18 protein-coding genes are annotated in these 20,258 nt (G+C 59.2%); 10 read left to right on the plus strand and 8 right to left on the minus strand.

Annotation, left to right across the window (positions count from 1 at the left end):
- Positions 1 to 14: 14 nt before the first annotated feature.
- Positions 15 to 335: a 4a-hydroxytetrahydrobiopterin dehydratase gene (locus tag ACNA0I_RS17660; RefSeq protein WP_415807314.1), complete on the minus strand. Its 321-nt coding sequence runs from the start codon at positions 333 to 335 to the stop codon at positions 15 to 17.
- Between the two features lie 108 nt (positions 336 to 443).
- On the opposite strand from ACNA0I_RS17660, the gene ACNA0I_RS17665 reads away from it, so the two are divergent.
- From ACNA0I_RS17665 to ACNA0I_RS17685, 5 genes are read left to right on the plus strand one after another with little or no spacing between them, the layout of a single operon-like run.
- The gene (locus tag ACNA0I_RS17665) at positions 444 to 893 is read left to right on the plus strand and encodes a MarR family winged helix-turn-helix transcriptional regulator (protein WP_415807315.1); all 450 of its coding nucleotides are present in this window, start codon (positions 444 to 446) and stop codon (positions 891 to 893) included.
- Positions 890 to 2,944, plus strand: coding sequence for an FUSC family protein (locus ACNA0I_RS17670; protein WP_415807316.1), 2,055 nt, complete (start codon positions 890 to 892; stop codon positions 2,942 to 2,944). Before ACNA0I_RS17665 ends, ACNA0I_RS17670 begins: the two co-directional genes overlap by 4 nt.
- Positions 2,941 to 3,153, plus strand: coding sequence for a DUF1656 domain-containing protein (locus ACNA0I_RS17675; RefSeq protein ID WP_415807317.1), 213 nt, complete (start codon positions 2,941 to 2,943; stop codon positions 3,151 to 3,153). The genes ACNA0I_RS17670 and ACNA0I_RS17675 overlap by 4 nt, the downstream gene beginning before the upstream one ends.
- Positions 3,154 to 3,157: 4 nt before the next feature.
- Positions 3,158 to 4,036 carry an efflux RND transporter periplasmic adaptor subunit gene (locus ACNA0I_RS17680; protein ID WP_415807318.1) on the plus strand — a complete coding sequence of 293 codons (879 nt, stop codon included), beginning with the start codon at positions 3,158 to 3,160 and terminating at the stop codon, positions 4,034 to 4,036.
- Entirely contained in the window at positions 4,036 to 5,475 is a 1,440-nt protein-coding gene (locus ACNA0I_RS17685; RefSeq protein WP_415807335.1) for an efflux transporter outer membrane subunit, read from the plus strand. The genes ACNA0I_RS17680 and ACNA0I_RS17685 overlap by 1 nt, the downstream gene beginning before the upstream one ends.
- Before the next feature lie 5 nt (positions 5,476 to 5,480).
- Here ACNA0I_RS17685 and ACNA0I_RS17690 read toward each other — a convergent pair whose 3' ends face one another.
- The 3 genes from ACNA0I_RS17690 to ACNA0I_RS17700 are packed head-to-tail and all read right to left on the minus strand — an operon-like array spanning position 5,481 to position 8,145.
- Positions 5,481 to 6,332 carry an amidohydrolase family protein gene (locus tag ACNA0I_RS17690; RefSeq protein WP_415807319.1) on the minus strand — a complete coding sequence of 284 codons (852 nt, stop codon included), beginning with the start codon at positions 6,330 to 6,332 and terminating at the stop codon, positions 5,481 to 5,483.
- Between the two features lie 23 nt (positions 6,333 to 6,355).
- Positions 6,356 to 7,180 (minus strand): alpha/beta fold hydrolase, encoded by an 825-nt coding sequence (locus ACNA0I_RS17695; RefSeq protein WP_415807320.1) that lies wholly within the window; start codon positions 7,178 to 7,180, stop codon positions 6,356 to 6,358.
- Complete coding sequence (locus tag ACNA0I_RS17700; protein WP_415807321.1) at positions 7,177 to 8,145, minus strand: Bug family tripartite tricarboxylate transporter substrate binding protein; 969 nt, start codon at positions 8,143 to 8,145, stop codon at positions 7,177 to 7,179. The genes ACNA0I_RS17695 and ACNA0I_RS17700 overlap by 4 nt, the downstream gene beginning before the upstream one ends.
- A gap of 149 nt (positions 8,146 to 8,294) precedes the next feature.
- Between ACNA0I_RS17700 and ACNA0I_RS17705 the strand changes: the two genes are divergently transcribed.
- Both ACNA0I_RS17705 and ACNA0I_RS17710 read left to right on the plus strand, forming a co-directional pair.
- Complete coding sequence (locus ACNA0I_RS17705) at positions 8,295 to 9,011, plus strand: GntR family transcriptional regulator (RefSeq protein WP_415807322.1); 717 nt, start codon at positions 8,295 to 8,297, stop codon at positions 9,009 to 9,011.
- A 76-nt stretch (positions 9,012 to 9,087) separates the two neighbouring features.
- Positions 9,088 to 10,326 carry a PrpF domain-containing protein gene (locus tag ACNA0I_RS17710; RefSeq protein ID WP_415807323.1) on the plus strand — a complete coding sequence of 413 codons (1,239 nt, stop codon included), beginning with the start codon at positions 9,088 to 9,090 and terminating at the stop codon, positions 10,324 to 10,326.
- Between the two features lie 267 nt (positions 10,327 to 10,593).
- On the opposite strand, the gene ypfH is transcribed toward ACNA0I_RS17710, so the two are convergent.
- On the minus strand, positions 10,594 to 11,298 hold the full coding sequence (ypfH, locus tag ACNA0I_RS17715) for an esterase (RefSeq protein WP_415807325.1): 705 nt from the start codon (positions 11,296 to 11,298) through the stop codon (positions 10,594 to 10,596).
- Between the two features lie 94 nt (positions 11,299 to 11,392).
- Here ypfH and imuA point away from each other — a divergent pair, with 94 nt between their 5' ends.
- From imuA to ACNA0I_RS17730, 3 genes are read left to right on the plus strand one after another with little or no spacing between them, the layout of a single operon-like run.
- Complete coding sequence (gene imuA, locus ACNA0I_RS17720) at positions 11,393 to 12,214, plus strand: translesion DNA synthesis-associated protein ImuA (RefSeq protein WP_415807326.1); 822 nt, start codon at positions 11,393 to 11,395, stop codon at positions 12,212 to 12,214.
- Positions 12,144 to 13,652: a Y-family DNA polymerase gene (locus tag ACNA0I_RS17725; protein ID WP_415807327.1), complete on the plus strand. Its 1,509-nt coding sequence runs from the start codon at positions 12,144 to 12,146 to the stop codon at positions 13,650 to 13,652. Before imuA ends, ACNA0I_RS17725 begins: the two co-directional genes overlap by 71 nt.
- Complete coding sequence (locus tag ACNA0I_RS17730) at positions 13,636 to 16,983, plus strand: error-prone DNA polymerase (RefSeq protein ID WP_415807328.1); 3,348 nt, start codon at positions 13,636 to 13,638, stop codon at positions 16,981 to 16,983. Before ACNA0I_RS17725 ends, ACNA0I_RS17730 begins: the two co-directional genes overlap by 17 nt.
- An 87-nt stretch (positions 16,984 to 17,070) precedes the next feature.
- Here ACNA0I_RS17730 and ACNA0I_RS17735 read toward each other — a convergent pair whose 3' ends face one another.
- The 3 genes from ACNA0I_RS17735 to hmpA all read right to left on the minus strand — a co-directional run bounded on the left by ACNA0I_RS17735 (position 17,071) and on the right by hmpA (position 20,110).
- Complete coding sequence (locus tag ACNA0I_RS17735) at positions 17,071 to 18,318, minus strand: D-amino acid dehydrogenase (RefSeq protein WP_415807329.1); 1,248 nt, start codon at positions 18,316 to 18,318, stop codon at positions 17,071 to 17,073.
- A 115-nt stretch (positions 18,319 to 18,433) separates the two neighbouring features.
- On the minus strand, positions 18,434 to 18,871 hold the full coding sequence (locus tag ACNA0I_RS17740) for an RrF2 family transcriptional regulator (protein ID WP_415807330.1): 438 nt from the start codon (positions 18,869 to 18,871) through the stop codon (positions 18,434 to 18,436).
- 18 nt (positions 18,872 to 18,889) lie between these two features.
- On the minus strand, positions 18,890 to 20,110 hold the full coding sequence (gene hmpA / locus ACNA0I_RS17745; protein WP_415807331.1) for an NO-inducible flavohemoprotein: 1,221 nt from the start codon (positions 20,108 to 20,110) through the stop codon (positions 18,890 to 18,892).
- Positions 20,111 to 20,258 lie beyond the last annotated feature (148 nt).

The following is a 20,258-nucleotide window of genomic DNA, read 5'->3' on the forward strand; positions in this document are numbered from 1 at the left end:
CAGTAGAGAGGCCTTCAGCCAGCCACGGCAGCCGCTCCCATGGATATCGCCGTCTCGTCCATGAAACGGGCCATGCGCACATCCAACTCGGTCACGCCATCAGCCGAATGGGTGGACAGCACCACGTCGACGCGGTTGTACACGTTGAACCATTCCGGGTGGTGATCGAGCTTCTCGGCATACATGGCCACGCGCGCCATGAAACCAAAGGCGGCGTTGAAGTCTTTGAACTGAAAGCTTTTCTGGATAGCGTCACGCTCGGCATGCGCCCGCCAGCCGGCAAGGCCGGACAGTACGCTCTGCGCGCCGAGCCGGGGTAAGGATGGTTTGTTCACAATAGCGCTCCTGTACGGTCCGAATCATTTCGCTCAAATATATTGATAGGATGCTAATAAATAGCATACAATACAAATATGCCGAATCCACACACCGACTCCTGCCTCATGGCCACCACCGCCAGCCTGATGGTGTTATCGCGTGCTTATCGCAGCGTAGCTGATAACGCCCTGTCTGAATACGGCCTGTCACAGGCGACCGCCTGGCCCGTTATCCTGACGGGCCGGCTGGGCGATGGCGTACGCCAGGGCGCGCTGGCCGAGGCCCTTGGCGTCGAGGGTCCTTCGCTGGTCCGTGTGCTGGACCAGTTGGTTTCCTCAGGCCTGATCGAACGCCGCGAGGACCCCAACGACCGCCGTGCCCGTACCATCCATCTGACTCCCGATGGCCATGCCCTGCGCGAGCAAGTCGAGGGAGTCCTGGTCAAGCTGCGCCGCGAAATTTTCAGGGATGTCAGTCATGATGATCTGCAGGCGTGCCTGCGGGTGTTCGACACGTTAAAAACAGCGCTAGGCCGCGACGATGCCGTTCCTGCACTAAAGGAACAGCGGCCATGAAACTGCCCGATGGAAACGAGCTGCTGTTCTCGGTCAAGTGCTACATAGGCGCCATCACGGCGCTTTATCTGTCGTACACGATCGGGCTGCCGCGTCCATTCTGGGCAATGACGACGGCCTATGTCGTAGCGCAGCCTTGGGCCGGCGCCGTCCGCTCAAAGGCTGTTTTCCGGCTTGGTGGGACGTTCTTTGGCAGCGCCGTCGTTGTCTATCTGGTCCCTCGCCTGTCCAACCAGCCCCTGCTGATGGTGCTGGTCATGTCGCTGTGGATCGGTCTGTGCCTGTATATCTCGGTGCTCGACCGCACACCACGCTCGTACCTGTTCATGTTGGCGGGCTACACCGCCGCCATGATCGGCTTTCCCAGCGTCACCGATCCCTTGACGGTATTCGATACAGCGCTCGCCCGGGTCGAGGAAATCTGTCTGGGCATCGTATGTGCAACGCTGGCCCATAGCTTGATTTTCCCGCGCGGCATCGCCGGCCCGTTGATGGCCCGGCTGGACGCCACCGTACGAGATGCGCGCAACTGGGTTCATGACATCCTGACCAATCGCGAAACCGTGCAGCGTGGCAAAGAGCGCCGCGTCCTGGCCGAAGACCTGTCGCAACTGCGCATGCTGTCTACCCACGTCCCGTTCGATACCGGCAATATCCGCTGGACGGCAGGTGCGGTGCGCGCCATGCAGGATCAGATCGCTGCGCTGACGCCCTTGGTGTCAGCCGTCGACGATCGCTTGCACGCTTTGCAAAAGGATGGGCAGCCGCTACCCGAGGCGGTCAACGCGATCCTGCAGGACATTGCCGCTTGGGTCGATGCAGGCCCCAAAGCCGATCGCTCGCAAGCACATACGCTGCGTACCGCGCTGACAGCGCTCAGCCCCGAGATCGGCCCTGCCTCCAATTGGCACGACGTACTGATGGTCAGTCTGGTCAATCGACTGCGTGAACTAGTCGACGGCTATGATCGCTGCCTGGCACTGCGACACGACATTCGTGACGGCCTGGCCGGTGTCCCCCGCCAGTCGGGCCGCCAGGCCCGCTTTGGCAGCGGCTCGGCCATGCACCGCGACCATGGCCTGGCCTTCCTGTCGGCGCTGGCTGCTGGTTTGGCCGTGTCGGTATGCTGCATTTTCTGGATCCAGACGTCATGGACCAACGGATCCACTGCCGTCATGATGGCTGCGATTTTCAGCTGCTTTTTCGCCGCGCAGGACAACCCCGTGCCGGGCATCATGCAGTTCCTCGTCTACACCATTTACTCGATCCCCATCTCGGCGCTGTATCTGTTGGGAATTTTGCCGGCAGTCCATTCATTCGAAATGCTGGCGCTGGTAATGGCGCCTGTGGCATTGGCGCTGGGTGTACTGCTGCCCCGTCCGGCCTACACCGGCAAAATCATGGCATTGCTGTTCGGTTTTCTGGGCACGCTTGCGTTGCACGATACGAACACGGCCGACCTGGTGTCGTTTGTCGATACGACGACGGCACAAATCATCGGTGTCGCGACCGCAGCCATCATCGCCGCGATTTTCCGTACCATCAGTGCCGATCGCGGCGCACGCCGCATCCAGATCGCCAACTGGAGAGAACTGGTGGCATTGGCCAGCGCCAACCAGGTGCCCTCGCGCTCGGCCTACGCCGCGCGGATGCTGGACCGGATCGGCATGCTGCAGCCGCGATTGTCCTTGGCCAAGCGCGCAGACGATCTCCTGGCCGACGATGCCTTGAAAGATTTACGTGTGGGCAATGATATTGCGGAACTGCAGCGCGCCCGCCGTATCCTGCCGGCTATTGACCCCAGTGTTCGACCAGTATTGAAAGGCTTGGCCGATTTTTTCCGTCAACGTTCAACCCATCATCGCAAGGCCTCTGATTTCCCGAACTTGCTCGACAACATCGACCGCGCATTGGCGCGTGTCACGGCGTCCCCGGGCGCGCTGGTCGCGCGCGAGCGTGCCGTCGTGGCCCTGGTCGGGGTTCGCCGGGCCTTGTTTCCCGAGGCCCCCGACTATCAATCCGGCATTCTGCAGCCGGCCCGCGCATCATGATCGGCGAGTTTAATTTTTACGGCATTTATTTTCCCTGGCCATTAGTGCTGGGGCTGATCACGCTGGGCGTGTCCTGGGCTGTGCGCCGGGTATTGGCGCGTGTCGGCTTTTATCGACTGGTATGGCATCCGGCCTTGTTCGATGTCGCGCTGTATGTGGTCTTGCTCTATGGCGTGTATTTGATTTCACCTTATATATTCAAGCAGTAGTTCCATGAAAATCCTCAATTCGCCGCGTTTTCGCCGTCTAGGAAAATTCTTCGTGACGGCAGTGACCGTCTGCGTGGCGGTCTATGCTGGCTGGCAATTATGGGTGCATTATGAAATGGACCCCTGGACACGCGATGGCCGCGTCAAGGCCTACGTCGTGCAGGTCGCCCCTGATGTATCCGGCCTGGTGACCGCCGTCCCCGTGCACGACAACCAGGACATCAAAAAAGGCGATGTCCTCTTTGAGATCGATCGCGCCCGTTTCCAATTGGCGCTGAATCAAGCCGAGGCGGCCTTGCGTTCACAGCAAGTTGCGCGCGATCAAGCCGCACGGGACGTCAAGCGCAATCGCTCGCTAGGCTCCTTGGTCTCGACCGAAGACGTCGAACAAAGCCAGGCCAAGCTGCAGCAAGCCGAGGCCGCACTGGCCGAGGCGCACGTTCAACTCGATACTGCCAAACTGAATCTGGATCGCAGCCGCGTGGTCTCCATGGTCGATGGCCGCGTGACCAATCTGGATCTGCGCGTCGGCTCCTATGTCACGGCGGGCCGAGGCGTCATGGCCATGGTCGATGCGAACTCGTTCTACGTCGAAGGCTATTTCGAGGAAACCAAACTGGTTCACATCCGCGAGGGCGACGCCGCCACAGTCACGCTGATGGGCGAATCGCGCCAGATCCAGGGCCATGTCGAAAGCATCTCGATGGGCATCGCGGATCGCGATCGCAGCACGAGCGCCAACCTGCTGCCCAACGTGAACCCCAATTTCAACTGGGTCCGCCTGGCACAGCGTATCCCCGTGCGCATCCACATCGATCAAGTCCCCGAGGGCGTGCGTCTGGTGGCCGGGCAAACTGCAACGGTGGAGGTCAACCCACAATGATCTTCTCTCGTGCGTTAACGCCATTGGCACTGGCCATCACCCTGGCAATAGCGGGTTGCGCCGCAGTCGGCCCCGACTACAAAGTCCCCGAGGATGCTGCCGTGAATCGCCCCGCCGCGGCTGGCGAATTTCAGCAATCTCACGAAGCCGTCTTTCAGCAGAACGCAGTGCCAGGCACATGGTGGCGTTTATACCAGGACCCGACGCTGGACCAGTTGATCGGCCAGGCGCTGCAAGCCAATACCAGTTTGCGCATGGCTGCGGCGAATCTGGAACGCACGCAGGCCGTGACCGAAGAAGCCCGCGGCGCGCAACAGCCCACCCTAGGTGTGAACGCCTCCCCCGCCACGTACGGACATTCGTCGGGAGTATCGGTGCTGGCGCCGGACACGCGTCCCAAGAATCGCTGGTCGTATTCGGGTGGCATCAGTATTGGCTACCAGATCGATCTCGCCGGCAGAATCCGCCGCACCATCGAAGCCGCCGAAGGCGATGAAGCCGCCGCGCAGGCTGCCTACGATGCCGCGCGCGTGACCGTTGTCGCGGAAACGGCGCGCGCTTATGCCGATATCTGCGCCAGCGGTATGCAGCTCGCCTCGGCCCAGCATTCCGTCGCCGTGCAACGCGATTCGCTCAATGCGGTACAACGCCTGCAACAGGCCGGCCGCGGCACCGCATTGGATGTCACTCGTGCGCGCAGCCAGTTAGAGCAATTACAAGCCAATCTGCCGCCCTTTCAGGCCAGCCAACGCCAGGCGCTCTATCGCCTGGCCGCCCTGACCGGCCGTACGCCGGCCGAAATGCCGACTGCACTATTGGAATGCCATACGCCGCCGCGCCTGACGCAAGCGATTCCGGTCGGAGACGGCGCTGCCCTGCTGCGCCGCCGCCCCGACGTCCGCGAAGCCGAACGCAAGCTCGCTGCTGCTACCGCACGCATCGGCGTGGCTACGGCGTCGTTATATCCGACGATTTCATTGGGGCTGTCTGGTTCGTCCGCGGCTCCCATGACGATGATAGGCGAACGCGGCACGTATAGCTGGAGCGTGGGCCCGCTGATTTCCTGGACCATCCCCAACACCGGGATTGCTCAGGCACAAATCGCCCAGGCTAAGGCGGTCGCGAGTTCGGCATTGGCCAATTTCGACGACACGGTATTGGGTGCATTGCGTGAAACCGAGAGCGCGCTGGTCGCCTATGCCCGGCAACTCGATAGACACGCCGCACTGCAAGAGGCGCGCAATCAAAGCGCCATCGCAGCCAAGCAAGCCGAGCAGTTATTCCATGCGGGGAAAACCGATTATCTGAACGTGCTGGATGCGCAGCGTACTCTGGCGACGGACGAAAGCGCGCTCGCGGCTTCGCAGGCTACGCTGAGCGGGGACCAGATTGATGTGTTCCTAGCGTTGGGGGGTGGATGGCAGGATACGCCGATTTGACGATACTACCGGGCTCCAGGCCAATATAGCGCGTAGGCGTTATCCCATAACGCCTTGCGGGCGTTTTCTTTTCCCAGGACACGGGCAACAAGATCGAGATCAGCGGGGTTGAAAGGTCGCTTCGCTCGGGTCGACGGCAGGTCTGTCCCAAACATCAACGCATTCGGATTACGCTGTGCAATGCGTTCGAGGGCCATCGGCACATTCATGCTGACACGGCCAAACCCCGTCGCCTTGACTTTGGCGCCTGCGTCGACCAGATCGAGCAAGACCGGGACGCCCTCCTCCGTCATGCCCAAATGGTCGATGACGATTTGCGGCAGTTTCGCCAGTTGCGACAAATGGGATCGCATCTTAGCGGCGTCCAGATATAACTCAGCATGCCATCCAGCCAGGTCGTAGACGCGCTGTGCAAAGGTGGCCACTTCGCTCATGCTATCGACCTTTCCCCGATATAAATTGAATCGTACCGCACGCACTCCAGCGTCCCGCAGGCGTCGAATTTCCGCATCGGAAATATCCGGCGGTACTTGTGCAACGCCTACCCAGTCCGGCCCGAGCTCCTTTAAGGTGGAGACCAGATAGGTCTGATCGAACCCCTGAAACGAGCCCGACACCACAGCGCCTGCGACGACATTCAGCGACGCCACATCGGCGCGATACTGAGGGATGGTGTAATGCGGCGGAACGTAGCCCTGATTGGGTACAAGGGGAAACCGAGGGTCGATGATGTGGCAATGCGCATCAAAAACCCGTTGCTTTTCATTTGATACATGCACGCATCCGAGCAGCGTACCGCCAGCCGCTGCTGCACCGAGGCCGGCAACGGCGGTCAAGAATCCTCGACGGTCAATCATGTGGTCTCCTCCTGGTTTGTTTCTTAGCCACGCAGTATGGTGGCGTCTATTGCCACAGCGACTTCGCCTGGGCATTCGATCGGTGTGTAATGACGGCGCTTGGGCAGGATGGTCAATTTGGCTTGCGCTAAAAGACTGACCAGTTCCCTGGCCATCGCCACCGGAGTGGCATAGTCTTCCTCGCCCACGACGACCGAAACAGGTCCGGTATACCGTGACAGGCGATGCCGCTCATCCGCGCAGCCCAACATACGGCAGGTCGCAGCATAGGCATCGGCTTCGTTCGCCAAAAAAACCTTCACGGCTTCCTGGACGAGGGCTGGTTCTTGCTCGGCAAACTCCGGCGAAAACCAGCGGCTGACTTGAAACGGCACCATGGCCTGGAAGCCTTCCTGCCGAGGCCGCAACGCCCGCTCATCCCAGGAAATATGGGCGTCTTCGCCATAGCAGGCCGTCGAATCGATAATCGTCATACTGGCAACCCGCTCGGTGTACCGTCCCGCAAACGCCAATGCGACCGTCCCACCCATCGAGCATCCCACTAGATGCACTTGCCTCGTATTCAAATGGTCCAGCACATCACTAATGTCTTTCGCAAAGCGCTCAGTGGTATAGGGGCCTGCCGCACGGTCTGATTCCCCATGGCCTCGACAATCGATCGCATAAAGCGGTGCATCCACATTCAGTTTCTGTGCAACGCGGCGCCACATTTCTCCGTTCATGGCAAGGGCGTGTACAAACAGTACGGGGATCGGCGCACTGCCGGTGCGCAGGGTACGTATGGCAATCCTGCAACCGTCCTCCACAACGACTCGCTCCACCGTATCATCCAACAGAGGGGGAATCATTCTGCACGTGCCCCCGATTTCGTGACCTGCTCCTTCCAGAAGGCCAGATCTTTGGCCATCTTCTGCTCCAGTTCGGCCGGTGTGCTTGTGCGGACCAGGAAGCCTCCTTCTGCGAGTTGCTTCTTCAGTTGGGGTGAGGCGAGTATCTGTTCGATGTCCGAGGCGATCTTTGTACGAATATCCAGGGGCGTGCCTTGCGGAGCCATCATGCCAAACCAGGTGTCGACCTCATAGCCTTTGATCGTCTCGCCAACGGTTGGCACGTCGGGGAGGATCTCAAGCCGCTCTTTTGATGTCACGGCAATAGGATGCACTTTGCCACTGCGTATGAACGGCAGCGTCGCAGGCAGGCCGGTCGACACCAGCTGTATCTGATTACCCAATAGATCTGTCAATGCCGGGCCACCGCCGCGATACGGAATATGCGCCAGTTGATCAGCCCCCTCTCGCCGCATCAATTCCGCCGCCAGATGTCCCGGCGTTCCGTTGCCCGCCGTACCGTAGTTCAACGGTTGCGTCGAATGGATCACGTCAGACATCGTTTTGACTGGCGACTGGGTATTGCTCACCAGCACCTGTGGCGTTGTCGCCACCAAGGTTACGCCAGCAATATCGCGAATCGCATCGAATGGGGGATCGGCATAGAGCAAGGGATTGGTCAATACGCCATCCCCCCAGAACAGCAAGGTATAGCCATCGGGTTTGGCCTTGATCACCGCCTGCGCCCCAAGGTTGCCGCCAGCACCCGAGCGATTGTCGATCACAACGGGCTGCTGCCAGACTTTGCCCAACTCGACGGCGAGCTGGCGCGCAATGACATCGAAGCTGCCTCCGGGTGCAAAGGGAACGACGATCGTCACGGTCTTTTCCGGAAAACCGGATTGAGCCTGCGCCGGTAGCGCCGTAAAAAACGAGGCGCAAGCCAGTGCCCCGAGAATGGTTCGCCGTTTAACGCTGTCAATCATTGCTGTTCCTGTATGGGTAATGGGTAAAATCGTCATCGCCAAATCAACACCTATACAGGAGTATATATATACATAACTATTGGGTCATAGGTGTGTTACAATTTTTTCGGACACAGACTTCCGTGTTTTCTCCATTGAGAAATGGCTCCATGATCGATCCTCGCCTTCCCCTGCATATCCAGATCCGAGACAAGCTGATGGGCCGTATCGCCGATCGCGTATGGAAATCAGGAGAAGCGCTACCCGGCGAAGACCGGCTCGCAGAGGAGTTTTCCGTCTCGGTCGGCACCATGCGCAAAGTCATTCAAGGACTGGTGCATGAAGGCGTTCTTGAACGAAAGCAAGGCAAAGGGACTTTCATCACCAGCGCCTATGAGCGCAATTCGATGCTGCGCTTTGTGCGATTCACGAATCCTAGCCAGAGCCGGATACCGCGCGCCAAAATCCTGACGTTGACGGTTCAGGAGGCCGATGCACGGATTGCCGAAAAACTGGATATCAAGGCCGGAGCAAAGGTTATTTACATGCACCGGATACGGCTGGATGGAGAAGATGTGATTCTGGCGGAACATATATGGCTTTCCCATAAACTGTTCTCCAAACTCGTCGCACATCTTCAGAAAGAGTCGCCTCCCCTGCTCTATCCCGTCTATGACGAGATCTGCGGCGTTCGCGCGGTCCGCGCTTTAGATGAGCTCGAAATGGACCACATGCCCGAGACCGACGCGACGCTGTTCAATGTTCCTGCCGGTTCTGCATGTATGCGCATTCAACGCGCCATGCGCGATCTCAACGGCGACGTGATCGAATGGCGCATCTCTTATGTGCCCAGTGACCGGTTCCATTACACGGCCGAGATCCGCTGAGCCATTCATATTCGAGCGCCTCGGCAAACATTTTTCGCTCGATGCACTCTTCCCTCATTACGCGCAGGTTATTGAAATGACAACTGATCCGATCCTTTTGCTCGATAGGCCTCGGCTCCAGGCTGCTAGCGGCATTGTCGAGTTCCCGGTGCATCATATGCGGGGCGGAACCTCCACCGGTCTGGTTATCTGGGAAGCCTTTGCGCCAAAGGATGAAGCACTGCGCGAGGAACTGCTCAAGCACCTCATGGGGGTGCCTTTATCAGGATCCTTGGCCGCCAATCGACAGATTACGGGCCTCGGACGAGGCCCAGCAACCAGCAACAAAGTATTCTTCGTCAGCCTCGAGCGGGCCAACGGCCGCCAACGGCTGGTGAGTACGTTGGCGCAGTTGGCAGCCACCCATTCGCGGATCGACTGGAGCGTCAATTGCGGCAATATGAGTTCAGCATTGCCGTTATGGCTGCTGGACAGCGGCCTGGTCGCACTTGCCGATGTCGATGACGAACTGGAGATCCGCAATACGAATACCGGCGTGATCTCTACGGGACGACTGCTGAGAGATGAACGCGGAGCACTCGTCCATAACGAAATCCCAGGGGTATATGGGCAATATCCGTCTGTCGACTTGTTCCTGCATGATCCCGTCGGATCGAAAACAGGCAAACTATTGCCGACTGGCAGCCCCGTCGATGTCATAGATGGTATTCCAGTCTCGTGCGTCGATGTTGCGGTACCCATGGTCATCATCAAGGCAAGCGATCTGGGAAAAACGGCACACGAATCCATTGACGAACTGGAAAGCGATCCCGCTTTCATGACGCGACTGCGGCATGTCTGGATTCAAGCAGGCATGCTGATGCAGTTGCGCCGCCGCGACGGCACCTTGATGAGTGAGACAGACATCGCAACCAGCGAAACCATTCCCAAAGTCTGCATCGTCGGATCAGCAACGAATGGCGGCACCTTGTCGACGAGGTACTTCACCCCACAGACGGGACATGCTTCGATGGCCGTATCAGGGGGCTGTTGCCTGGCCGCGGCCTGCTTGATCAAAGGCAGCGTGGCCGCCGACGTCGCAACAGGCTTGCCAACGGTGGCGGATCAAACTTGCAATGTCGTGGTCAGCATCGAAAATCCTGCTGGCACGCTCGATGCCACCGTTGTCGCACGACGTGATGGTAAAACGCTAAAGATTTCGAAGGTCGCATACAGGAGGTCGGCACAAGTCCTGCTCAAAGGACATGTCCCTCTCTATCGCGCAACCAACGCGTTGAGCGATGCATTGCTTCAACCTACAGCTTGTCAAACGTAACTCCCGTCTCAGCGACAACGCTCTTCCATTGTTTCACCTCAACCTCCAGAAAACGCTTGAACGCGTCCGGCCCTGGCGGCATGGGATCCAGAAATGCTTGTCCTTATGCCGGGACCCTGAAAAGCCAGGGGGTCTTTTATGTGCTCTATCGGGAGACCGGCCGTCACTCAGGCCAAATCCAGGCATTTTTGAAATGGATCCGTCATCAGGAAGATGACTCAATGCCCCTGCCGGCCACACATTAATGCCTGGCTTTAATACTACGGATCAATGCAGCGTCTCGCCCTTTGACGGCGCCTGATCCAGCCCCAGCGCGGCTTCCCAACTGCGCAGCGGGACGCAGGTCTGCAGGCGCTCGATTCCGCGTTGAATCAAGGCCGGATGCAGTTCGTGGCCGACGCGGCTGGCCACGTCGATGGTGCAATCACCGTGCAGAGAATCCAGCCATGCCTGCGCCGTTTGGGCATACGACACGTTCATCACGTGATCATCGGCCCCGTGCAATAAATGGATCGTGGTGTATTGCGGCGGGACTTTAGGCAACTGGGCATAGCGGCCGGAAAACGCCAGCACGCGCCCTGCCAGACCATCATGTGCCTGCACGGCCTCGAGCGACATGATTGCCCCCTGCGAAAAACCGGCCAGCGCGGTATCGGACTGCAATAGGCCAAATCGGGCCTGTGCGGCGCGGACGTAATCCACCAACGGCGGCAAAGCGCGAGCCACGCGTTCCGCACGATTGTCCTCGTCGACCCCGCGCACCGAAAACCATTGACGCCCCTCGCCCCCACCGTCATAGGGCTCAAACCCTGCCGGCGCCAAAATCGCTGCCGCCGGAAATGCCGTGCGTACAGCCTGAATCAAGGCCGCCAGGCTGTGCGGCGTACTGCCCACGCCGTGCAGCAGGATAAAGAGTTGTTTGATCTCGGTATCGGCGTCAGGCAGGAATTCGAGGGTGGCGGGCTCTGTCATGGGGTGCTCCAAGGGGCATCGACCTGGCCCCAATAAGCCATTGTAAATCTCCTCGCAAAATACTGTATATTTGTACAGCAAAACGAGATTTATCATGCCGTCCCCAGAACATATCCATCCTGCTTTATGGCGTGCTACTCAATTGGCGCATAGCGCCAATCGTGGCATTTCCACCGGCTACGCGGCGCTGTCGGCCCAGTTGCCTGGCGGCGGCTGGCCGGTGGGCGCCTTGATCGAGCTCCTGACGCCACACGCCGGCATCGGCGAAATCCGCCTGCTGCAGCCCGCGCTGGCGCAACTCGACCGCCGGCATCCGATTGCCTTGGTGCAGCCGCCTCATGTGCCACATCTGGCTTGCTGGCAAGGCTGGCGTCTGAATCCTGCGCAATTACTCTGGGTCGCTCCCGAACGCCCGCTGGATGCGCTCTGGGCAGCCGAACAGATTCTGAAACACGGCAGTTGCGGCGCGCTGCTGTGTTGGTTGCCGCGTGTGCGGCCGGAATCCTTGCGCCGCCTGCATCTGGCAGCGCAGATGGCCGAAACGCTGTGCTTTGTGTTGCGTCCGGCCACCGCTGCGCAACAGGCGTCACCCGCGCCATTACGACTGGCCCTGGCCCCCACCTCCGGCGGGCTATCTGTGCATATTCTGAAACGCCGCGGCCCGAGTTGCGCAGAGCCGCTGTCGTTGATGTTCGAATCTCCGGCGAATACCGGGGTGGATACCGATGCAGGTGCAGTGCCATCGGTCCTGCCCTCCGTGGAATCGACCGAGGATACGGTCGCGACACCCATTCTCACATCAGGAACCCTGCTTCCTGACGCGTTAAAAAGCTTGTCTTCTGATCATGTCTCTTTGGATCGCCACCTTTCTGCGCAGCCTGCCGCTCGACGCCGTTCATCCACGATGGTCTCCTGAATCGGCGTTTGCGGTGTTGGAGCAAGCTCGTGTTGCGGCGCTGACGCCAGCGGCTGCGGCGATGGGCATCCATACCGGCATGCGTCGCGCTGGCGCCGCTGCGATCGCGCCGGACGTTCCGCTCTTGACGCGTGATCCCTTGGCTGAACAGCACTTGCTGCACGAAACCGCGCTCGCTTTGCTGCAATACACGCCCGACCTTGCCATCGCAGCGCCGGATACGTTGCTCTTACAAGTCAGCGCCAGCCTGATGTATTTTGGCGGCCCTCGCCGCCTGCATCAACGCATCGCCACCACATTGCAGGGCATGAGTCTGCACACGTCTTTAGGCATGGCTCCCACGGCACAAGGCGCATGGTTGTTAGCGCATCAATCCTCGATCCGAACACCGAGACGTACGCTGCAAATTCACACCTTGGCGCGTCGGCTCGATACCTTGTCCCATACGTTATTGTCTAGTGCGGAGCCTCGCCGGGAATGGTTGCACAGCATCGGCTGTCGCACCCTCGGCGATCTGCGTCGATTACCTCGTGCCGGACTGCAACGTCGTTGCGGCACCGAGTTGCTCCATACGTTGGATGCGGCTTATGGCGACGCGCCCGAGTGCCACGTCTGGATACAGCCACCCGCCCGATTTTTTCAACGTCTGGAATTACCCGATTACGTCGAGCATGCCGAGGCAGTTTTGTCCTGGGCGCAACGGCTCATCGAGCCGCTCTGTGGCTGGCTCGTCGCTCGACGCCGTGCGGTTCAGCATTTGACGCTGGCGCTGGAGCACGAGCGCGGCCGACATGCTCGCCCGCCAACCACATTGCCGATCAGTCTGGCGCAGCCCGCGTGGCAGGCCTCGCATCTGCGAAATCTGCTGCGTGAAAAGCTTGGGCGTTTACCGCTGGAGGCACCTGCCATCGCATTGAGCCTGCGTGTAGATGACACCGTAGAACAACCTGCCGCCAGCACATGCCTGTTTCCCGAGCCCGGTGGCTCGCCGGCGGAGCACGCCCGTTTGCTGGACCTGCTCAGCGCACGTCTGGGACGCGAACGCGTGTTGCAGGCGCAACCGGTTGCGGACCACCGTCCCGAGACAGCGAATCGCTGGTGTGCGGCTCAAGACGCCAAAAAGAGCCCTGACTCTGTCCAGCACGCATCGAGCCACACCGATCCGCTATCACGGCCCCCGTTCGCCTTCATGGATCGTCCCTTTTGGTTGCTCGACCCTCCGATTCCGTTGCAGGTCCAGCAACACCGTCCAGTCTATTCCGGCCAACCGTTGCGGCTCGTGCGTGGACCCGAGCGTATCGAAAGCGGCTGGTGGGATGCTGCGTTGACGGTGCGCGACTACTTTGTCGCCGAGGACGCAGCGTCCGCACGCTATTGGATTTACCGCGAGCGCGATACCGAACACGCACGGTGGTTTTTACATGGACGGTATGCCTGATATGCCAGCCCTGCCAGGCTTGCCCGCTTATGCGGAATTGCAATGCCTGTCGAATTTCTCGTTCCTACAAGGCGCCTCGCATCCCGAGGAGCTGGTCGAGCAAGCCGCGCAATTGGGATACAGCGCGATTGCCATCACGGATGAGTGTTCGTTGGCCGGTGTGGTGCGCGCACTGGCCGAGGTGGAAAAACTGGCTAAAGAGGAACAACGAAAGATTCACCTCATTATCGGCAGTACGCTGCGACTGCATGCCGCTCCTTCATCGCCACAGACACCCCCTCTGTCACTCGTGCTGCTGGCACAGACGCGCGAAGGCTATGGCAATCTGTCCGAGTTGATTACGCTGGGTCGGTCACGCGCTGAAAAAGGCGCGTATCAACTTTATCTGGATGACGTTTCTGCCCCCACACCCGCGTATACGCACCTGCGTCATATGCCCGAGTGTCTGGCGATTTTGTCACCCCCCCAGGGCACGCCAGCAGAGACCATCGCAAAACAGGCACAATGGCTGGCACGCACCTTTCCTGGCCGGGCCTGGATCGGTATGACATTACTGCATCATGCACGCGACGATATACATCGCAACGCCATCCAACATGCCGCGCGTGTCACTGGGCTGCCCGTCACCGCGCTCGGGGATGTGCATATGCATGTGCGCTCGCGCAAACCTCTGCATGACACGTTGACGGCCATCCGCAGCAAGCGCACTGTCTCGCAGTGTGGCTACGATTTGCAATCCAACGCTGAACAGCATCTACGCAGCCGCCTGCGTCTGTCATCGCTCTATCCAGCCGAAATATTGGCTGAAACCGTAGCCATCGCACAGCGTTGCACGTTTTCGCTGCGGACCTTGCGTTATGAATATCCCGATGAGATCGTGCCCGAGGGGGAAACGCCCACCAGTTATTTGAGACGAGAGGTCTATGCAGGTGCGGCAAAGCGCTTTGCCGCAGGCATTCCTACGTCTGTTCGCGATACCATCGAAAAAGAACTTTCGCTCATCGCCGAGTTGAAATACGAACCGTATTTCCTGACGGTCTACGACATTGTGCAACAGGCAGACCGCCTAAAGATTCTCTGCCAAGGGCGAGGATCTGCCGCTAACTCTGTCGTGTGCTATTGCCTGGGTATTACTGCCGTCGATCCTCAATGCAGTCAGGCACTATTCGAACGCTTTATCAGTAAAGAACGTGGCGAACCGCCCGACATCGATGTCGATTTCGAACATCAACGTCGCGAAGAAATCATCCAGTACATCTATAAAAAATATAGCCGACGTCGCGCGGCGCTGACTGGCGTTGTCATTTCCTATCGGCCCCGCAGTGTGTTGCGTGATACTGGCCGCGCGCTGGGCATCGACCCAGGAGTCATTGATGCGGTGGCTCGTGCGCATCAATGGTGGGACGGTAAACGCGCCATGTTGCGTACATTAGGTGGCTGTGGTTTGGATCCCAACTCGACCGTCGCCAAACACTGGGCCATTCTGGCCGAAACCTTGATCAATTTTCCGCGCCACTTGTCTCAGCATCCTGGCGGATTTGTTATTTCACGGGGCAATCTGGCCCGTCTGGTGCCCATCGAAAACGCAGCCATGCCGGATCGTAGCGTTGTGCAATGGGACAAAGATGATCTCGATACATTGGGCCTATTAAAGGTCGATGTGTTGGCGCTGGGTATGTTGTCTGTTCTGCGTCGGGCATTGAATTTTGTCAACCAACGACGAGGGGTATCGTGGGCTTTGCACGATATTCCCAAAGAGGAACCCAAAACCTACGACATGATCTGCAAGGCCGACACGATAGGCGTATTCCAGATCGAATCTCGCGCGCAGATGAGCATGTTGCCTCGTCTACGGCCTCGCGAATATTACGATCTGGTCGTGCAAGTCGCCATCGTGCGACCCGGCCCCATTCAGGGCGGGATGGTGCATCCGTACTTGAAACGGCGACAGGGTTTAGAGCCCGAAACCTATCCCAGCGAAGATGTACGAGGCGTATTAAAACGCACCATGGGTGTGCCGATTTTCCAAGAACAAGTCATGCAAATCGCCATGGTCGCGGCGGGCTTTAGCGCTGACGAAGCCGATCAACTGCGACGCTCCATGGCCGCTTGGAAACGCAAAGGCGGCATCGACAAATTCAATGACAAACTCGTCACAGGTTTACTTGACAACGGCTATACCGAGGAATTCGCCGCCGCCATCATCCGGCAGATCGAAGGCTTTGGCGAATATGGTTTTCCGGAAAGCCATGCCGCCAGCTTTGCCCTGCTGGCCTACGCGAGCGCTTGGATAAAGTGCAATGAACCCGAGGCCTTTCTGGCAGCGCTATTGAATTCCCAGCCCATGGGCTTTTATGCCCCCGCGCAATTGATCCAAGACGCGCAACGCCATGGCGTACGCGTGTTACCGACCGATGTCACTATCAGCAATTGGGAAGCCACATTGGAACCCTTGGCAATAGAAACCTTGCCTGAGGGAACATCGCCTATCGCTACACCACTGCCCTCGTTGACGCCGCATCAAGCGGCATCAGACAGTGCACATTGCGACACATCGCCTCTCGCAAACGCCATTGACGCGCATCGCACGTCACTGCTGGACGATCCATACGCTCAGCCACGTCCTGCCGTCCGCCTGGGCCTGAACCAAATCCAAGGCCTCTCAGAAGCCGCCGCACTGCGCATCGAACATGCTCGCGCCATACAGCCTTTCACTCACATCCAGGACCTCGCCCGCCGCGCTGAACTCACGCGCCACGACCTCGATGTGCTGGCCGCAGCCGATGCGCTGCACAGCTTGGCCGGCCATCGCAGGCTGGCCAGTTGGGAGGCCAGCGCCAGCGTAGCCAGCCGCGATCTGCTGCGACACGCCGATATCATAGACAGCGAAACACCGTCCTTGCCCACCCAAACAGAAGGCCAGGCGATCATCGATGACTACCGCAGCTTGCGCATGACCTTGCGGCGCCATCCGCTGGCGTTGCTGCGCACGCATCTGCAAAGCCTGCGCTTTGAGTCCGCCGAGATACTCAACACCTATCCTGACCGGCGCCTGGCGCGCGCCTGCGGTCTCGTCACCATGCGCCAACGCCCCCAAACTGCCAAAGGCGTCATCTTCCTCACCCTCGAGGACGAAACCGGCTCTGTAAACGTCGTCGTACGTCCCGAACTCATGGAGCGTCAACGCCGGGAGCTTCTCGGGTCCACGTTGCTAGGGGTTTATGGCACGTGGCAAAGCGTCCAGGGCATCCGCCATCTCATTGCGAAACGGTTGGTCGATCTATCGTCATTGCTGGGCGGACTGGCGGCACGGAGCCGGGATTTTCATTAAGGCACGCCGACTATCGCCGCCAAACATGCGCTATAGAAAAGTCCACTACGAGTACCGGATATCGACGATCAGCCATCAGCACACATATCAAGGTCGAAACGGCATCGCGTCAATCGGCAATTCCAATCCCGACATCTGCGCCGTCAATAACGCCGCACTGCCGCAGGCCAAGGTAAAGCCCAACGCGCCCTGCCCCAGGTTCAACCACAGGTTATCAGCGACGCGGCTCTCGCCAATCAAGGGCTTGCCGGTGGGCGTCGCCGGGCGCTGCCCTGCCCACGGTACGGCTTGGGTCAGATCCAGCTGGGGAAAGGCCTCGCGCACTTGCCGTTTCAGCAATGCAATACGCGCCGGGTCAATATCGGCATTCGGGCTGCCGATATCCACCATGGCCGCAATGCGCAATACGCGTCCGATGCGCGCATACACAATGCGCCGCTCGTAATCCGTCACACTGATTTCGGGCGCCGTGTCATTGCCGGGCTCCATTGGCACACTCAGGCTATAGCCTTTCAACGGATACAGCGGCAAATCCCGGCCCAACGGTTTGATCAGGCTACGCGATGCGACGCCCGCCGCCAACACCACCGCATCGACCGGTATATCCCCATTCGCGGTTTCAACCGCCACAACCTTGCGGCCCTCGCGACGCAACGATTGCACGGGTGTTGCCATGCGGCATTCGACATTGCCCAGGTCTTTCAGACGCCGGAACAAACCCTCGGTGAATTGACGGCAATCGCCCGCCTCTTCGCTGGGGGTGTAGACGGCGCCCGCGAGATTTGCGCCCAGCCCAGACAAGGCAGGTTCCAATGCAACCGTTTCGGCCGCGCTCAAGACCCGCTGCTCAGCCCCCAACGCTGCCTGATAGTCCACCAATCGGCGCGCTTTCTCCAACAATTCAGGGCTGCGATAGGCAATCAGTTTGCCGTTGCGGACATGACCGAAATCGAGGTTTTCTTCTTCGAGCAGGCGGTGCAATACATCCCGGCTCAGATACGACAAAGACTGCAATTGTGCGGTCGACGCCTGGGCCACCGACGCGCGGCAAGCCAATGCGAATTGCAGGCACCAAAACCATTGATGCGGGTCCAGACGTGGCCGGAACCGCAATGGCGAATCGGACCGCAACAGCCAACCCGGCACACTGGGCAACACGCCCGGCCCTGCCAACGGAGCCACATAGCTATAGCTCAGTTGCCCGCCATTGGCGTAACTGGACACCGTCGCAGGACGCGCGCGGCTATCCACCAGCACGACGTCATGGCCTTGGCGCGCCAGAAAATAAGCCGACGTCACGCCGGTGACGCCGGCACCAATTACACAAACTTTCATCGCAACCCTGGCTGATAAGAGACATTTACGCTGTTTCCTATTCTGCGAGTTTGGCCCCGGTCCTGCCAATGCCAATCTGACGGGTAGTCATAACCTAAGGTTTACCCTTAGCCCGTCACGCCACCAATTGCAGCCTCACAATCGCCTCGCCCGTCGGGGCTCGCACCAGATCGGCCAAGGTATGGCGATTCAACTCGTCGTAAAAGGTCTTCAGGCTGTCTGCCAGTACGCCCGACAGCAGGCAAACCCCCTGCAGTGCGCAAACAGGCTCCCCGCAATTCACCAAAGCTTTCTGGTTTTCCAGGGCATACACCAGGTCACCCAACCGGTATTCGGCTGGCGCTCGTGCCAGCCGCAAGCCACCGCCCTTGCCCCGGGCGGTAGTCACCCAGCCCTGCTGGGCCAGGAAATGCGCGACCTTGACCAAATGATTGCGCGACACGTCGAACCGTTCGGCGATCTCGGGGATCGTCACCGGCGTTCCACGGCCATTGCCCTGCGTCAGGTACATCATGACGCGCAGGCCGAAATCAGTGTATTTGGTCAGTTGCATGCGGTCGCACTATACCGGTTAAGCGCCCGGCCCGCCCGTGCCGAACAACTCGGCATGGATACGCTCCGGCGCCACGCCCAACGAGGTCAACGCTTGACGCTGCGCACTCATAAAGGGCAAAGGACCGCACAAGTAGTAATCCGCGTCCGGCAGCACGGCAACATCGCGGATTGCCTCCAGATTCATACGGCCTGCGTAGTCATAATCCTGGCCCTGCTGATCGTCCGGCGAGACGGTTTCGTAATAGACCACTTTACGCACATTGGGCCGCGAATTCGCAATGTCATTCACATGCGATTTCATGGCATGCACCGAACGGTCGCGGCAAGCGTGTACGAATCGAATCTCACGGCCATCGTCGCGTGCCACCAGGTGATTCAACATCGACATCATGGGCGTCAACCCGACGCCGCCGCTCAACAGCACGACTGGTGCGGCGCCTTGATCGTTCAAGGTGAACTCACCTTGCGGGGGAGCCAGATCCACCACGTCGCCTTCTTTTACGTTGGCGTGCAATACATTGGACACGCTGCCCGCCGGCGTATTGCCGGTGCCATCCTCGCGTTTGACCGAAATGCGCAGACGGCCTTTGCCCGGCGCATCCGACAAGCTGTACTGACGTGGCTGCATGATGCCTAATTGAGGCACATAGACGCGCAGGGAAATGTATTGCCCGGGCAGATAATCCGGCACAGAGCCGCCATCTGCTGGGACCAGATAGAACGACGTGATTTCGGCGCTTTCCGGGACTTTGCTATCGACGCGGAAACCACGCCAGCCGGTCCAACCGCCGTCCTTGCCGGCGGATTGTGCGTACAGTTTGGCTTCCTCGGCGATGAGCAGGTCGGCCAGCTGACCATAGGCCGCAGCCCAGGCTGCAATCAACTCATCGGTCGCGGCCTCTGCGCCCAGGACCTCTCTGATCGAGGCCAGCAAATGCTTGCCGACAATCGCGTAATGCTCAGGCCGTATCCCCAAACTGACGTGCTTGTGCACGATGCGGGTCACTACCGGCATCAACACCGAAGGATCATCAATATGCTCCGCATACGCGGCAACGGCCGCAGCCAAGGCCTGCTGCTGTTGTCCGCCATCCTGGTGGCCTTGATTGAACACCTGCTTCAGTTCCGGGTTGTGGCGGAACATGCGGGCATAAAAGTGACAGGTGAGCGTTTCACCGTGGACCTTCAATACCGGCGCAGTGGCTTTTACCAGATCGCGGACTTCCTGGCTCAACATGATGCTAGCTCCTTCGGCTACTAGAAAACTTTAAACATGTATTTATTATACATATTTAAGGTGCGCGTGGAGTTGTGAAGTGAGGTAGGGGTTCTATTGGTCGTCGAGCCGAGGCAATCGGCCCGGCCGGGCTTCACAAAGTCGGTCC

This window comes from Bordetella muralis (assembly GCF_965139205.1).
GTDB lineage: Bacteria > Pseudomonadota > Gammaproteobacteria > Burkholderiales > Burkholderiaceae_B > Bordetella_A > Bordetella_A muralis.